At 64.2% G+C, this 14,628-nt stretch carries 13 protein-coding genes; 2 read left to right on the top strand and 11 right to left on the bottom strand.

Features of this window, described 5'->3' with window-relative positions; all coding sequences use genetic code 11:
- Positions 1 to 59 precede the first annotated feature (59 nt).
- Positions 60 to 1,373 (top strand): glycoside hydrolase family 18 protein, encoded by a 1,314-nt coding sequence (locus tag AC54AG_RS12940; RefSeq protein WP_496630570.1) that lies wholly within the window; start codon positions 60 to 62, stop codon positions 1,371 to 1,373.
- Entirely contained in the window at positions 1,370 to 2,482 is a 1,113-nt protein-coding gene (locus AC54AG_RS12935) for an acyltransferase family protein (RefSeq protein ID WP_496630569.1), read from the top strand. Before AC54AG_RS12940 ends, AC54AG_RS12935 begins: the two co-directional genes overlap by 4 nt.
- Here the strand turns inward: AC54AG_RS12935 and AC54AG_RS12930 are convergent.
- The 11 genes from AC54AG_RS12930 to AC54AG_RS12880 all read right to left on the bottom strand — a co-directional run bounded on the left by AC54AG_RS12930 (position 2,479) and on the right by AC54AG_RS12880 (position 14,572).
- Entirely contained in the window at positions 2,479 to 3,669 is a 1,191-nt protein-coding gene (locus tag AC54AG_RS12930; protein WP_496630568.1) for a DUF5009 domain-containing protein, read from the bottom strand. The two genes, AC54AG_RS12935 and AC54AG_RS12930, sit on opposite strands and share 4 nt — an antisense overlap.
- A gap of 80 nt (positions 3,670 to 3,749) precedes the next feature.
- Positions 3,750 to 5,057: a tetratricopeptide repeat protein gene (locus tag AC54AG_RS12925; protein WP_070303687.1), complete on the bottom strand. Its 1,308-nt coding sequence runs from the start codon at positions 5,055 to 5,057 to the stop codon at positions 3,750 to 3,752.
- A gap of 160 nt (positions 5,058 to 5,217) precedes the next feature.
- Positions 5,218 to 6,351 carry an ABC transporter ATP-binding protein gene (locus AC54AG_RS12920; protein WP_496630567.1) on the bottom strand — a complete coding sequence of 378 codons (1,134 nt, stop codon included), beginning with the start codon at positions 6,349 to 6,351 and terminating at the stop codon, positions 5,218 to 5,220.
- A 14-nt stretch (positions 6,352 to 6,365) separates the two neighbouring features.
- Entirely contained in the window at positions 6,366 to 7,694 is a 1,329-nt protein-coding gene (locus AC54AG_RS12915; protein WP_496630566.1) for an MFS transporter, read from the bottom strand.
- Between the two features lie 26 nt (positions 7,695 to 7,720).
- Positions 7,721 to 8,569: a carbohydrate ABC transporter permease gene (locus AC54AG_RS12910; protein WP_070303701.1), complete on the bottom strand. Its 849-nt coding sequence runs from the start codon at positions 8,567 to 8,569 to the stop codon at positions 7,721 to 7,723.
- Between the two features lie 12 nt (positions 8,570 to 8,581).
- The gene (locus AC54AG_RS12905; RefSeq protein ID WP_072454376.1) at positions 8,582 to 9,451 is read right to left on the bottom strand and encodes a carbohydrate ABC transporter permease; all 870 of its coding nucleotides are present in this window, start codon (positions 9,449 to 9,451) and stop codon (positions 8,582 to 8,584) included.
- Between the two features lie 7 nt (positions 9,452 to 9,458).
- Entirely contained in the window at positions 9,459 to 10,718 is a 1,260-nt protein-coding gene (locus AC54AG_RS12900; protein WP_331777485.1) for an ABC transporter substrate-binding protein, read from the bottom strand.
- A gap of 132 nt (positions 10,719 to 10,850) precedes the next feature.
- Positions 10,851 to 11,864, bottom strand: coding sequence for an SIS domain-containing protein (locus tag AC54AG_RS12895; protein ID WP_034759831.1), 1,014 nt, complete (start codon positions 11,862 to 11,864; stop codon positions 10,851 to 10,853).
- The gene (gene nagA, locus AC54AG_RS12890; protein WP_034759829.1) at positions 11,854 to 12,966 is read right to left on the bottom strand and encodes an N-acetylglucosamine-6-phosphate deacetylase; all 1,113 of its coding nucleotides are present in this window, start codon (positions 12,964 to 12,966) and stop codon (positions 11,854 to 11,856) included. Before nagA ends, AC54AG_RS12895 begins: the two co-directional genes overlap by 11 nt.
- Positions 12,963 to 13,697 (bottom strand): GntR family transcriptional regulator, encoded by a 735-nt coding sequence (locus AC54AG_RS12885; protein WP_046685618.1) that lies wholly within the window; start codon positions 13,695 to 13,697, stop codon positions 12,963 to 12,965. Before AC54AG_RS12885 ends, nagA begins: the two co-directional genes overlap by 4 nt.
- Positions 13,698 to 13,699: 2 nt before the next feature.
- On the bottom strand, positions 13,700 to 14,572 hold the full coding sequence (locus AC54AG_RS12880; protein WP_496630564.1) for a glucosamine kinase nucleotide-binding domain-containing protein: 873 nt from the start codon (positions 14,570 to 14,572) through the stop codon (positions 13,700 to 13,702).
- Positions 14,573 to 14,628: the final 56 nt, after the last annotated feature.

Below are 14,628 nucleotides of genomic sequence, written 5' to 3'. Positions count from 1 at the left end.
GCTGGCTCCGCCATTTTTTTATTGCAAGATGCTTTTCTTTACATGGTGGGATACCTCCGATGACATTACACGCAATGCTGGCTTGCTTCGCCTGCGCGCTGCCACTGGCCGCCTCCGCCGCTCCCGCCGCACCGGTCTTCGCGCCGGAAGTGGTCGCCTATTATCCCGGCTGGAAATCGGCCGATTTTCCCGTAAACGAACACAATATTCGCGCCGGCAATGTCAGCCTGATCCAGTATGCGTTCGCCGACATCTGCTGGGATGGCGAACATGGCAACCCGGCACCCGATGGCGGCGGCGTGAGCGCCTGTCTGGATGCACAGGGCCAGCCGTCCCGGCCGGCCAATGGCAGCATCGTACTGCCGGCGCCGCAAGCCGATGCCGACAACTTGCGCAAGCTCAACGCACTCAAGCAAGGTCATCCACGGCTGCGCGTCCTGCTGTCGGTGGGCGGCTGGATCTGGTCGAACCGCTTCTCGGACGTGGCCGCCACGCCTGCCGCGCGCCAGGCGTTCATCGCTTCCGCACTGGCGCTGGTGCGCCGGCACGGTCTCGATGGCATCGATATCGACTGGGAGCATCCTGCCACAGGGGGAATCCCCTGTATCGAAGGCAGGGTCTGCCACCGTAGCGGCGACAAGGAAAACTATTTGCGCCTGGCTAGCGAACTGCGCAGCGCATTCGACCATGCCGGCAAGCAAGCCGCCGGCCGCCATTACCTGATCACCATCGCCGCCGGCGCGCATGCCAGCCTGAGCGATGACAGTGACGCCGCACCCGGCTGGATGGCCCGCCTGGCGGCGCAGCTGGACTGGATCAATCTGATGACGTATGACTACCGCGGCGTGTGGGATGCCGAAAATGGCCAGCTGGCGCCCCTGTATGCCGACCCGGCCGATCCGCGGCGCGACAAGGCTTTGCATGCGGACGCCACCGTGACGCGCTTCCTGCGCGCCGGCGTGCCTGCTGATAAGCTGGTGCTGGGCGTGCCCTTCTATGGCTATGGCTGGAAACAGTGCGCCGCCGGTCCTCGCGGCGACGGCCTGTACCAGCCTTGCCAGGGCGCGGCCAGCGGTAATGACGGTACGCCGACATTTACTTACCGGCACCTGATTGAACACGGCTACCTGGCCGATGGCAAGGGCGTGCGCGGCTTCCAGCGCCATTGGAATGCCGCGTCGCAAGTACCGTACCTGTATAACCGCGACAGCGGCGTCTTCATCAGCTATGAAGATGCACAATCGATAGGCTATAAAGTGCGCTACATCCGCGACAAGGGTTTGCGTGGTGGCATGTTCTGGGAATTGAGCGGCGATGCGCAGCACGTGCTGGGTACGGCCTTGGCACCCATCCTGAAAGGGACGCAGCCATGAACCAACGCTACCTCGCCCTCGACGTCCTGCGCGGCCTGACCGTCGCCCTGATGATCGTCGTCAATACCCCCGGCGACTGGGGCAGCGTGTATGCGCCGTTCCTGCATGCCGAATGGCATGGCTTTACTCTCACGGACTTCGTCTTTCCCAGCTTTCTGTTTGTCGTCGGCAATGCGCTGGCCTTTGCGCTGAGGAAATATGAACACCTCGGCCATGGCGCCGTGCTGGCCAAGCTGTGCAAGCGCAGTGCGCTGATCTTTTTGCTGGGCTTCCTGTTGTACTGGTTTCCCTTCTTCAAGATCGACGATGCGGGCCAGTTCGCCTGGTCGCCGCTGTCGCACACGCGCATTCCCGGGGTGCTGCAGCGCATCGCCGTGTGCTACCTGGCCGCCGCCCTGGTCCTCCATTGCTGGAAGACGCGGGGCGCGCTCGTCTTCAGCGCCTGCGCCTTGCTCGGCTACTGGGCCATCCTCGCGACGTGGGGCGACTACAGCTTGCACGGCAACGCGCCGGCCAAGCTCGACCTGATCTTGCTGGGCGACAGCCATCTGTACCACGGCGAAGGCATCGCCTTCGATCCGGAAGGCATCCTCGGCACCTTGCCATCGATTGTCAATGTGATTGCCGGCTACCTGGCGGGCAGTTTCCTGCGCCGGACGGCGCCGGCGCAGCTGCGTGCGGCGCTGTATCGGCTGGTGGTGGCCGGCGTCATTTGCGTGGCCGTGGCCCTGTGCTGGAATGAGGTGTTCCCGATCAACAAGAAGCTGTGGACCAGCTCTTACGTGATGCTCGGTATCGGCCTGGACTTGCTGCTGCTGGCGCTGCTGATGTTCGTCATCGACGTGCGCAAGATCACGGGCTGGACCTACTTTTTTGAAGTCTTCGGCAAGAACACGCTGTTCATCTACCTCGTGTCGGAAGTGCTGGTGATCATCGCGTTTACCGTGCGCACCGGTGGCGGCAACCTGTACCAGTGGCTGTATCAGCACTGGTTTACGGGCTGGGCGCCGGCGCGCGTGGGGTCCTTGCTGTTTGCCGTCAGCTTCATGCTGCTGTGCTGGCTGATCGCCTATTTCATGGACAAGCGCAAGATCTACATCAAGGTCTAGAATTTCAATTTCAGGCCGTAGCGCGTGGCCATGGCCGTCAACAGCAGCATCAGGGCGGTGACGGCGGCCGCATTCCACAGGCCGGCCGCGCCGCCCGTTGCCAGATACGGCCACCAGACGGGCGGCAAGTGCAGCACGGCCGCCAGTTGCTGCCACAGGTCGGGCACGATGTAGGCGAACAGGGCATTGGTGCCGGCGGGCAAGAGCACCACGGCCCAGGCGCGCCAGCGCCACACGTCGATGACGACATAAAACACGAGGAACAGGGCCAGGATGAGGGCGCTGCACACGAGCGTGTAGGATTCCGTCGCCGCGATCTTGTTGATGTGGTGATACGGCCGCAGCAGCATGCCGGCCGCGAAGAGGCCCAGCGCGAACCACGCCATGAAACGGATGCGCTGCCCATGGCTCAAGGCGGTGCCGCGCAGGAACAGCTGGCCCACCAGGGTGCCGGCCAGTACGTTGGCCGCCGTCGAACCGAGCACTTGCGGCACGTTGACGAAGGCGTTGATGCCTGCCGGCAGGAAATCGAGGCTGCCCGCCGTGCCGCCCATGTACAGCACGAGCAGCAGGGAAAATACGCCCATCAGCGCCGTGCCGCTGCCCCGGCACGCCAGGTACAGCAGGCTGCACAGCAAATAGGACCAGCCTATCATGCCGAGGATGCCCCACCACGACGGTTGCAGCCAGGTACTGGAAAATTCCGCGTTCAGTTCGCCACGGAACGTCGCCAGCAGGAACAGCATCAGCACGCCGCCGGCGGCCAGCTGCAGCTTGCCCGCGCCCTGGCGCCACAGCAGTATCATTGCCACATAAAACAGCAGGAAGTACATGGCGTGCGGCAGCGGCGCCGCCTGCGCATCATAGCGGTAGGCGTTGGCCAGCACGACGCCGGCCAGCATCAGGCTGGCGGAACGCCACAGCAGGCGTCCCAGCAAGGCTGGCGTGACGTGGCCGCAATGGCGCTGCAAGGCCAGCGGTATGGCCATGCCGACCATGAACAGAAAACCGGGAAAGACCAGGTCGGGTAGTGTGATGCCGTCGGCGCGGGGACCCGCATGTTCGAGCCACCAGGCAATACCGGGCATGCCGGCCAGGTAGTTGACCCAGATCATGATGACGATCACGCAGCCGCGGAAGGCGTCCAGGCTGGTCAATCGTTCGGCGGTGGCGGTGGCTGGCGGCATGGAAGGAGGGCAAAGGTCGAAAAAAAAGCAGCCCCGGCGTGAGCCGGGAACTGCCTTGCGCATGCTGGCGGGAGCGGGAATTACTGTGCCGCTGCTGCCGGTGCCGCCGCTGCCGTGGCAGGACGGTTCAGCCACAGGATCCAGTAGCGGGCCAGATCGCCCACGCCGTCGCCGCCCTTGACCGTTTCCAGGACCTTGATGGCGTCGTCTTTCTTGCCGGCCATGGCGTAGGAATAACCGAGGCGCAGCTTGGCATCTTCTGGACGCTTCAGGCCGCCCTTGGCGATGCCTTTCTCGATCAGGTCGATACCTTTGTCGAACTGGTCCATCGTGACGAAGGCGTAACCGAGGTTGATCAAGCCCGTGCCATCCTTGCTCTTCATGGCCGACGCTTCGCCGCTGGCGATGCTTTTTGCATCATCGGCGGCAGCCTTGTTGGCCTGGTCGCGCAGTTTCTTGTGCTTGGCGGCATTCGCGCCCGTGCCCAGCACGCCTTTGGCAAAGCCCGCGTCGAGGACTTTTTTCGCTTCCGTTGGGAAGGCGTTCTGCAAGGCGATTTCAGCCATGTCGCTGTAATCTTGCGGCGGCATCGTGCCCACGGCCTTGAATTGCAGGCGCAGCACGTCGAGCGCGAAGCGGTCGGAATAGCCGGCCTTGCCTTGCGTGCGGCTCAGCAGATCGCTCCAGTAGTCATCGGACGGGTAGTAGCGCACCAGGTTTTCCATGGCGACCAGGTAGGTGGCTGGATCCTTGCTTTTCGAACCCGTGTTGGCCAGCAATTGCAGTTCTTCGATGGTCGGCGTCTTGCCCGCTTGCTGCTTGGCCGTCAGGTCGGCCATCAATTCCTGTTTCGCGCGTGCGAAATCATTGCTGAAGTAGTAGGCGCGGATGATGTAGGGACGCATGGTGGTCGCGTCGCCCGTTTCCGTTTGGTAACGGGTGAACCACTTGATGGCGTTCGGGTAATCTTTGGCATTGTAGTGGTAGTTGGCCAGTGCCTGGATGAAGTCGCCTTGGGCTTTCTTGTCCAGCTTGCCCGATTCGATGACTGCTTCCAGTGCCGTCATGGCCATAGGCGCATTGTTGGTGGTCGAGGCCAGCGCCACGCGCAGGCGGTTCAGCACGAACGTTTCATACGGCGTCAGGGCCGGGATGGCGGCAGCCTGGTCGATGCGGCTTTGCACGTCGGCGTAGTTTTTCGCATCCATCGATGCCTTCACGGCAACCGGATCGAGCAGCTTGAACACTTCAGGACGTACCGAATCGGCCGGAGCGGCAGCAGCGGCGGCGGCTGGCTTGGCATCCTGCGCGTGCGACAGGGATGGCAGGACATTGAGGCCGATGGCGGCCAGGAGCAGGCTAAGGCGTGCAAGACGGAATTGGGACATGGTCAATCCTTCAATCAATAACAAAAATACGCACCGGCGCTGGCAGCCGCAACATCGTGCAGTGGCATTGCCAGAGGGGCAAGGAAGCTCGAAAAAAACACATTCTGCCAGTCTGCCTGCATAAGTCAAACAGAAGCGGCATGATACAAAGCGGCTATTGTCACATAAACGGCTGAGCGGGTGCGGCAAACGTGCGCGCCAGGGCTTGCCCATTTGCATCGAACAGCAGGCAGCGCTGGGGCGGCAGATGCAGGCGCATGGCGTCGCCCGCGTGGCGCAAGCCATCCTCGGCCGGCAGCTTGACCGCCAGCATCTCGTTTGCGCCCGGCATGCTGGCGTAAACGATGGCCACGTCGCCCAGGTATTCGACATGGCTGACGGCCGCGTCGACGACGTTGTTGTCCGTATTGGCACCGTGCCGCAGGCTGACATGCTCGGCGCGCACGCCCAGGGTCAGCTGGTCGCCCGGCGCCACGCGATCGCCCTGTGCTTCGACGTCGATGACGGCGCCGCCGGGCAGGCGCACAGCCACGGAACCGGGGCCGCAGGCGACGGCCTCGCAAGCGATGAAGTTCATCTTCGGCGCGCCGAGGAAGCCGGCCACGAACAGGTTGCCGGGATTGTTATACAGCTCGTGCGGACTGCCCACCTGCTCGATGCGCCCGCCGTTGAAGACGACGATGCGCTCGCCCAGGGTCATGGCCTCGACCTGGTCGTGCGTGACGTAGATCATGGTTGTCTTCAGTTCCTGGTGCAGGCGCGAGATTTCCACGCGCATCTGCACGCGCAACGATGCATCGAGGTTCGACAGCGGTTCGTCGAAGAGAAAAACCTTGGGTTTGCGCACGATGGCGCGGCCGATGGCCACGCGCTGGCGCTGGCCGCCAGACAGGTCTTTCGGCTTGCGTTTCAACAGCGGCGTGATCTGCAGGATCTCGGCCGCGCGCTCGACGGCGGTGCGCACCTCGGCCTTTTTATGTCCGGCCAGGGAGAGGGCGAAGGCCATGTTCTCGTACACCGTCATGTGCGGGTACAGGGCGTAGCTCTGGAAGACCATGGCCAGGCCCCGCTCGGCCGGCGCGATATCGTTGGCCAGCCGGCCGCCGATATGCAGTTCGCCATCCGTGATGTCTTCCAGCCCTGCGATCATGCGCAGCAGCGTCGATTTGCCACAGCCGGACGGTCCCACGAAGACGACGAATTCGCCGTCGCGGATATCGAGGTCGATGCCGTGGATGACGGGATGCTTGTCGTCGTACAGCTTGACGATATTTTTCAATGCGATATGTGCCATGAAGTGCTTCTATCCTAGCTTGCGCTGGCCGGCGCGGACGTGGCGCCGGCGTCAGATGGGTCGGAGGTATCCTTCGGGCCGATGCGCATGAAGCGCGACAGGATCAATACGGGCACGGCCGACACCAGCACCCACAGGAAGAAAGTCTTGTAGCCGAGCGCCGTCTGGATGTCGCCACTGATCATCTTGAACAGCACGGAACCCAGCTGCATCACGCCGGTGGCGAACGCATAGTGGGCCGTCTGGTACTTGCCGACCGAGACGACCTGCATCATGAACAGGATCAGGCCGACGAAGCCGAAGCCATAGCCGAACATCTCCACGCTGAGCGCGGCCGTGATCAGGGTCAGGTCGGTCGGCATGCTGTGGCTCAGGTAATAGAACACCAGGTTCGGCAAGTTCATGGCCAGGATGAGGAAGAACATGGCGCGTTTCAGGCCCAGCCACGACGTGAAGTAGCCGCCGCCGATGCTGCCCAGCAAAAAGGCGACGGTGCCGGCCGTGCCGTACACGGCGCCCACTTCCGTCGTCGACAGGCCCAGCCCTCCAAGCTCGCGCGCTTCGCGCAGAAACAGCGGGCCGATGGTCTGCACTTGCGCCTCGCCCGCGCGGAACAGGATGATGAAGGCGATCATGCCCCAGATGCCGGGCTTTTTCAGGAAGTCCACCAGCACGTCCCACAAGGTGCGGCTGATGCCCACCACGCTCTTGTCGGCCACGGCCGCGTTGCGCACCTGCGGCAGTGCCCACAGGTGATAGGCGGCCAGCGACAGCATCATGGCGCCGATGATCAGGAAGATCACCGACCAAGCGGGCTTGACGCCGATTTTTTTCTCCAGGTAGCCAGCCAGGATCACCAGGCCGCCCAGCGAGATGAATTTGCCCGCATTGAAAAAGGCGCCTTGCCAGCCCGCGTAGGCGGCCTGCTGCTTGTCCGACAGGCTGGCGATATACAGGCCATCGCAGACGATGTCGTGCGTGGACGAGGCCAGCGCGGCGACGAACAGCACGGCGATGCAGGCGGCGAACCACAGCGGCGTTTGCAGGGCCAGCGCGATCAGGCCCAGGCTCAGGCCGCCAAGGAACTGGAACAGCACCACCATGGTCTTCTTGCTCGAGGCCAGCTCCATGAAGGGGCTCCACAGCGACTTGAAGACCCAGGCAAAGCCGATCAGGCCCGTCCAGCGGGCGATCTGGTCGTTCGGCACGCCCATGCTCTTGAACATCAGGCCTGCCACCAGGGCCACGGCGTAGAACGGCAAGCCCTGGGCGAAGTACAAGGTGGGCACCCAGGAAATCGGGCTGCGGACTTTCTTGCTGATGCTGATGCGCTGGTCGTGCATGGAGGCTTCCTTATCGAGAGACGTTTTCATTTGACTGCGCCGTCCATGCCGCGCATGAAGAAGCGTTGGGTAAACAGGAAGGCGAGCAGGGTCGGCACGATGGTGATCAGGGTGCCGGCCGCGATCACGCGCGTGCTGCTGCCGAAGGTGCCGCGCAAGTACAGCACGCCCACCGACAGGGGAAATTCATCCGGCTTGCTCATGACGATGGACGGCCAGATGTATTCATTCCACGATTCTACGGCTGTCAGGATGCCGACGGTGGCCAGCCATGGCGTGATCAGGGGCAGCATGATGCGGCTGAAGATGACCCACTCGGACGCGCCATCGACACGCGCCGCGTCGATCAGGTCTTGCGGCACTTCCTCGAACGCCTGCTTGAGCAGCAAGATGGCCACGGCCGTCACCACGTTGGGCAGGATCACGCCCGTGTAGGTATCGACCAGGCTCATTTGCGTGATGGTGATGAAGTTGACGAGGAAGTTGACCTCGGACGGCAGCACCAGGGTAGCCAGGATCAGGCCGAACACGAGTTTGCGGCCGCGGAATTTCAGGCGCGCCAGCGGATACGCGGCCAATGAACACAGCAGCAGTTTCCAGAACACGGTGAATACGGCGATCAGCACGGAGTTCTTGAAGAACGACCAGATCGGGATCGCCTTGAACACCTCGATGAAGTTGTCGAATGACGGCGCCTTCGGCCAGAAGGTGGGCGGGAAGGCGAAGATATTGCCTTCCGTGGAAATGGCCGTCACCAGGGTCCACCAGAACGGGAAGACGCAGACGACGGCGATCGCGCACAGCACGGCGTAGTGGCCCGTGTATTGGCCAATGAGCTGCAGGCGGGTTTTCAGGGGGCGGGAGCGGTTTGTCATGGTCATTCCCGGTTAGCGGTGCTTCGGTTTCAGATAGCGCAGGCACAGCAGGGCGATGGCTATGCAGAACAGCGAGACGACGAAGCTGGCCGCCAGCGCGCGCGGCAGTTTTAAGTGTTTGAGGCCTTGGTCATACGCGTAGTACAGCGCCGTGAAGGTGGAATTCATCGGCCCGCCCTGGGTCAGCACGTCGACTTCCTGGTACGCCTTCAGGGCCGCCAGCACGGACAGGATGGAACACAGCATGATGGTGGGGCGCAGCATCGGCACGGTGATCTTCCAGAAGCGCTGCCAGCGGTTGGCGCCATCGAGCATGGCCGCTTCCTGCATGTCCGACGGTATCGATTGCAGGGCCGCCAGATACATCACCATGTACCAGCCCAGGCCGCGCCACAGGGTGACGAACATGACGGCAAACAGGGCCAGGCTGTCGTTCGTCAGCCAGCCCACGGGCGCGTTCACGAGCTTTAACGTCATCATCACGTAGTTGAGCGCGCCCTGTTCATGGAACATGAAGCCCCACATGATGCCGACCACGGAAACGGTGGTCACCACGGGCACGTAGAAGGCGGCGCGGAACAAACGGATGCCGGGCAGGCGGTTGTTCACCAGCACGGCCAGCACGATGGCGCCCACCTGCACGAAGGGCACCATCAGCAAAAACATCAGCGAGTTTTTCAGGCCCGAGACGAACATCTCGTTGTTGAAGATGTAGCGGAAGTTGTCGAAGCCGACGAAGCGCGTCTCGCGTATCAGGCTGTAGTCGGTAAACGCCAGCACGGAGCCGTAGCCGACGGGCCAGAAGGAAAAGGCGGCCAGCAGCAGCAGGGCGGGAGTCAGGAACAGCCAGGCTTGCACGGTGTGGCGGTGGGCGAGTTTCATGGTGTCCTTAGTGGCGCGGCAGGGTGGCCAGCTTGCGGTTCCAGATGGCGACGGCCTGGTCCAATGCCTGCTTCACATCCTGCTTGCCCGTGACCCCGGCTTCGACGGCTTTCACGAGCGAGCGGCGCAACTCGTCGTAGTCGTCGATGCCGGCCACGTACAGGGTGCGCGAGTGGCCCATCGACAGGGCGCCGGCGGCCACCGCTTTTTCAGCCGCGCCCGCGTTTGCTGGCGTGGCGAGGAAGAACGGATCGGCCGCCGCTTTCACCGTGGTGGGAAAGACGCTGGCCTGGCGCGCGAAGGCCAGCTGGTTCTCGTCGTTTGTCAGGAAGCGCGCGAACTTGCCGACCGACGGCAGCTGGCGTGCCGGCACGCCTTTCGGAATGGCGAAGTGCACGAGCCAGCCGCCGTCGGCGATGCCGGTGGGGCCCAGCGGCGCGGGAGCCACGTCGGTGATGGCGTAGATGTCTTTCGCATCGCCGCGGATGCGCTGCATGGCCGTCGGCGGTGCCAGCAGCATACCCAGGCGGCCGCCCTTGTAGGCGTCGATCACGGCCGGGAAATTGTCTTCGGCGAACAAGCTTTCCTTCAGCAGGCCGCCGACCTTGTAGGTGTCGGCCAGTTTCTGCACCAGCGCCACGTGCTGCGGCGAATTGAAGACGGCGCGGTTGTCGGTGATGACGGACAGGCCCTGCTGCATGAACAGGCCGTCGATCTTGGACAGGGCCGGGGCGATGCCGGCCTTGCCCGTGCGTTGCGCGATCTGGCGCGCGTACGCCAGCTGTTCATCGAGGCTGGCGGGGCCGCGCGTGAGGCCCGCCTGCTTGAAGATGGCGGTATTGAAGGCGATCACCGCGACATTGCTGTACATGGGAAAACCATAGGTGCGGCCCTTGAAGCGCAAGTCGTCCAGGGCGCTGGGAATGTAGCTGGCGCGCGCTTCCCCGATCAGGCCATCGACGGGTGTGAGCAAGCCGTCGCGCGCAAATTCGTCGGCCCAGGGCACGTTCAGGCTGACCAGCGCGGGCGGCGTGCCGGCCACGATGCGCGTGACCAGCTTGGTCTGGATGATGTCCCACGGGAAGTCGACCCATTCGATCTTGACGCCGGGATTCTGCGCCTCATAGCGCGCCACCACCGCATTGAAATACGGCGTGAACTTGGGCTTCATGCTGAAGGTCCAGAATTCGATTTTCTCGGCAGCCCATGCCTGCGGCGCGAGCAGGCCCGCGCAGGCAACAACCGCCAACAGTCTCTTGATCGTCATTTTTATCCTGGAGCGTGGCGCTCCAATGTCCATGAGTCCGCGGCGCGGGTACATGCCCTTGCCGTCGCTTATATTCGGGTGCTTCTGACGGCAGCCGCACCCCGTGCCGGGGGCGTAGCTGCCGGGTAGTGCCTAGTTGGTCTTGGTGACCTTGCTCAAGTGACGCGGCGCATCCGGATCCATGCCGCGCGCGGCCGACAGTTTTGCCGCCATCACGTAGAAGGACTGGATGGCGACGATCGGATCGAGATCCGGCGTGGCCGCCACGGGCAGGGTCAGGTCGCGCTCGGCCACGTCGGCGGGCGCCGCCAGCAAGACCTTGGCGCCGCGGCCGCGCATCTCTGTTGCCAGTTGCAGCAGGCCGGCCTGGGTAGGGCCGCGCGTGGCGAAAATCAGCAGCGGGTAGCCGTCTTCGATCAGGGCCATCGGGCCGTGCTTGATTTCGGCGCCGCTGAACGCTTCCGCCTGCAGGGCCGAGGTTTCCTTGAATTTCAGGGCCGATTCCAGCGCCACGGGGAAGCTGATGCCGCGTCCGACAACCATGATGTTGCGGGCCGGGGCCAGCACGTCGATCGCCGGCGACCAGTCGACGCGGGTCGCTTCGAGCAGCGCCTCGGGCAGCGCTTCCAGGCCGCCCAGCAGCTCGGGGTCGTTCTGCCACTGTGCCACCATGCGCGCGCCGGCGACCAGGCTGGTAATAAAACTCTTGGTGGCGGCGACGCTCTGTTCCTTGCCGGCGCGCAGGGGCATGGCCCATTCGGCGGCGTGCGCCAGCGGCGAATCGATGTCGTTGACGAGGGCCACGGTGGTGGCGCCGCCGTCGCGGAAGTAGCGGATCGGCTCGACCACGTCCGGGCTCTGGCCTGATTGCGAGATCGAGATGGCCAAGGTGTCGCGCGTCACCAGCGGCGACTTGTTCAGGGTGACCAGCGACATCGGCAACGATGCGACGACGCGGCCCAGGCGCGCCATGATCAGGTAGGCGACGTAGTTGCAGGCGTGGTCCGAGCTGCCGCGCGCGATGGTCAGCGCGGTCGAGAACGAGGTGCTCCTCAATTTGCGGCCCAGTTCCGCGTAGCGTTCCGTGTCGCTGGCCAGTTGCAGGGCGACGCATTCGGCGGCGGAAATGGCTTCTTTAAGCATCATTGAGGTCACAGATTTCTCCTTCTATATACACAGCTTTGAGTTTGAGATCGCGATCGAGTACCACCAGATCGGCGTAAGTGCCGGGGGCCAGCCGGCCGCGTTCTTCCAGGCCCAGGTAATCGGCGGCGTTGGTCGACACGCGCTTGGACGCGTCGGCCAGGTCCAGTCCCAGTCCCACCAGGTTGCGCAGCGCCTGGTCCAGGGTCAGGGTGCTGCCCGCCAAGGTGCCGTCGGGCAGGCGCACGCCGCCCATGCATTTCTGCACGGCGTGGCGGCCCAGCATGTATTCGCCGTCCGGCATGCCGGTGGCGGCGGTCGAATCGGTGACGCAGTACAGGCGCGGGATGGCGCGCAGGGCTACCTTGATGGCGCCTGGATGCACGTGCAGCAGGTCGGGAATCAGTTCCGCGTATTCGGCGTGCGCAAGGGCGGCGCCGACCATGCCCGGCTCGCGGTGGTGCAGGCCGCTCATGGCGTTGAACAGATGCGTGAAGCCCATGGCGCCGTGTTCCAGCGCGGCCACGCCGTCTTCGTACGAACCGAGCGTGTGGCCGATCTGCACGCGCACGCCGGCGTCGGCCAGGGCGCGCACCAGGTCCAGGTGGCCGGCGATTTCCGGCGCCACGGTGATGACGCGCAGCTTGGCCAAGGTTTGCAGGCGTTCGATTTCAGCCAGGGTGGCGGCGCGCGCGAAGTTCGGCTGCGCACCGAGCTTGCCGGAATTGATGTACGGGCCTTCCAGGTGGGCGCCCAGCACGCGCGCCGTGTTCGGGCGGCGGTGGTTGGCGGCGATGCCGATGGCCGTCAGGGCCATGTCGATATCTTCCGGCGGCGCCGTCATGGTGGTGGCCAGCAGGCTGGTGGTGCCGTGGCGCGCGTGGATGGCCGCGATGGTGTAGACGGCTTCGCCGCCTTCCATGATGTCCTTGCCGGCGCCGCCATGCACGTGCAGGTCGATAAAGCCGGGCAGAATATAGTCGTCGCTGTTGTTCGACGGGTGGAGGGAGTTGCCCTCGATGCTGTCGACGCGCTCGCCGAAGGCGATGGCGCCGTGGATCCAGCCGCCGGGGGTAAGGATATTGCCTTTGATAGTGCTGCTCATCTGCGCGACTCCGCTACGAATTCATAATAATCACTGCGGCAATACGAGTGGGTCAGTTCCACCGCTGCGCCGTTGTCGAGATAACTGACACGGGTGATGTGCAGCATGGCTTCACCCGTCTTGATATTGGCCAGCTTGGCCTGTTCCGCCGTCGCGTTGACGGCGCGGATATGCTGCAGCGCGCGCATCGGGATGGTGCCGCGCGACTCCAGGTAGCCGTACAGCGAATCGGTCACCTGCTGCGGGTCCGGCATGTACAGGGCGGGGATGGTGGTCGTTTCGATCGCCATCACCACTTCATCGGCCGTGCGCAGGCGGCGCAAGCGCGCCACCGGCATGTGCGGCGACAGTCCCAGCGACAGCAGTTCCAGCGGCGCGGCCGAGCCGATGTCGCGCTGCAGCCAGCGCGAGCCGGCCGTAAAGCCCCGCTGGCGCAATTCTTCCGAAAAGCTCGTCAGGCGCGACAGCGGCTGTTCCAGCTTGGGCGTGATGTAGGTGCCCGAGCCGCGCTTGCGCGTCAGCATGCCCCGGTCGCACAGCATGTCGATGGCCTTGCGCGCCGTGACGCGCGAGATTTCCAGGATATCCGACAGCACGCGCTCGGAAGGCAAGGCCTGGTTGGCGCGCCAGTCTCCGCTGGCGATGCCGTCCGACAGCATGTTCGCCAGCTGCATGTAGAGCGGCGTGTCGCTGGCCGGATTGGGTTTGAAGGTGGACAGTTTGGCCAGCATGGTCATTGCTCCTGCAAGTGCTTGCGTATCAGGCGCAGACCGCCTGCGGCCGAGTCGCCCTGTGCCGGCACGACCAGTTGCAACAGTTCCGCCGGCAGGTAGTCGGACAAGGGCGCCGCCAGGCCGCCGCACAGGGCTACGGGCAAGGCGCCGGCCGGGTCGAGCGCCTTGGCGATCAGCGCGATCTGCCGGCCTGCGTCGACCAGGATGGTGCGCGCCACGGCATTGCTGGCCGCGTGTTCAAGCACCAGCCGTGCCAGTTGCGCGAAATTGGTCTGGCTGGCGGCGGCCAGCCACACTTGCATGGCGTCGCGCTGGCCGCCGCAGGCGTCGATGACGGCCGTGGCGAAGGCGCTGCCGGGCACGCGGCCGTCGACCACTTGCTGCGCGTGGTTGATGGCGCGCATGCCGATCCAGGCGCCGCCCGCCTCGTCGCCGGAGGGGAAGCCCCAGCCGCCCACTTCGTGGCGGCTGCCGTCCGCGTGCAGCACTTCGCCCACGCTGCCGGTGCCGATGGCAACGATGGCGCCCGGCTGGCCCGCATGCGCGCCCAGCAGGGTGGTCAGGGCATCCGATTCCAGCACCACAAAGGCATAGCCTGGATTGTGTTCGACGAAGCTGACGGCCCACTGCTTGTTGTGCACGCCGGCCAGGCCCAGGCCGATGGCCATGCGCTGCAACGACGGCTGTTCCAGGCCGGCCGTGCGGAAGGCCACGGTGACGGCATGCGCCACGGAGGTCCAGGCCCGTTCGATGCCCAGTCCCAGGCCGGAGGGGCCGCTTTGTCCCTGTGCCAGCTCCTGGCCGTCGAGGCGCGCCAGGCGTACGCGGGTACCGCTTCCCCCGCCGTCGACGCCGATTATGTATTCGATCATGTTGTGCAGTCCCGCGTTTGGTTGAGTGCGCCTGTCTCGGTTCTTTTATTTGTCGG

The sequence above is a fragment of the Janthinobacterium sp. BCJ23 genome (assembly GCF_059617945.1).
The sequence above is the reverse complement of the archived record's forward strand: the minus strand, read 5'-3'. Positions and strand labels throughout refer to the sequence as shown.

What these genes read in the sequence shown, in the direction of transcription:
- AC54AG_RS12915 (WP_496630566.1), bottom strand. Translation starts at nt 7,694, where the DNA reads ATGCACGACCAGCGCATCAGCATCAGCAAGAAAGTCCGCAGCCCGATT.
- AC54AG_RS12940 (WP_496630570.1), top strand. Translation starts at nt 60, where the DNA reads ATGACATTACACGCAATGCTGGCTTGCTTCGCCTGCGCGCTGCCACTG.
- AC54AG_RS12930 (WP_496630568.1), bottom strand. Translation starts at nt 3,669, where the DNA reads ATGCCGCCAGCCACCGCCACCGCCGAACGATTGACCAGCCTGGACGCC.
- AC54AG_RS12905 (WP_072454376.1), bottom strand. Translation starts at nt 9,451, where the DNA reads ATGAAACTCGCCCACCGCCACACCGTGCAAGCCTGGCTGTTCCTGACT.
- AC54AG_RS12925 (WP_070303687.1), bottom strand. Translation starts at nt 5,057, where the DNA reads ATGTCCCAATTCCGTCTTGCACGCCTTAGCCTGCTCCTGGCCGCCATC.
- AC54AG_RS12935 (WP_496630569.1), top strand. Translation starts at nt 1,370, where the DNA reads ATGAACCAACGCTACCTCGCCCTCGACGTCCTGCGCGGCCTGACCGTC.
- AC54AG_RS12920 (WP_496630567.1), bottom strand. Translation starts at nt 6,351, where the DNA reads ATGGCACATATCGCATTGAAAAATATCGTCAAGCTGTACGACGACAAG.
- AC54AG_RS12895 (WP_034759831.1), bottom strand. Translation starts at nt 11,864, where the DNA reads ATGATGCTTAAAGAAGCCATTTCCGCCGCCGAATGCGTCGCCCTGCAA.
- AC54AG_RS12885 (WP_046685618.1), bottom strand. Translation starts at nt 13,697, where the DNA reads ATGCTGGCCAAACTGTCCACCTTCAAACCCAATCCGGCCAGCGACACG.
- AC54AG_RS12900 (WP_331777485.1), bottom strand. Translation starts at nt 10,718, where the DNA reads ATGACGATCAAGAGACTGTTGGCGGTTGTTGCCTGCGCGGGCCTGCTC.
- nagA (WP_034759829.1), bottom strand. Translation starts at nt 12,966, where the DNA reads ATGAGCAGCACTATCAAAGGCAATATCCTTACCCCCGGCGGCTGGATC.
- AC54AG_RS12910 (WP_070303701.1), bottom strand. Translation starts at nt 8,569, where the DNA reads ATGACAAACCGCTCCCGCCCCCTGAAAACCCGCCTGCAGCTCATTGGC.
- AC54AG_RS12880 (WP_496630564.1), bottom strand. Translation starts at nt 14,572, where the DNA reads ATGATCGAATACATAATCGGCGTCGACGGCGGGGGAAGCGGTACCCGC.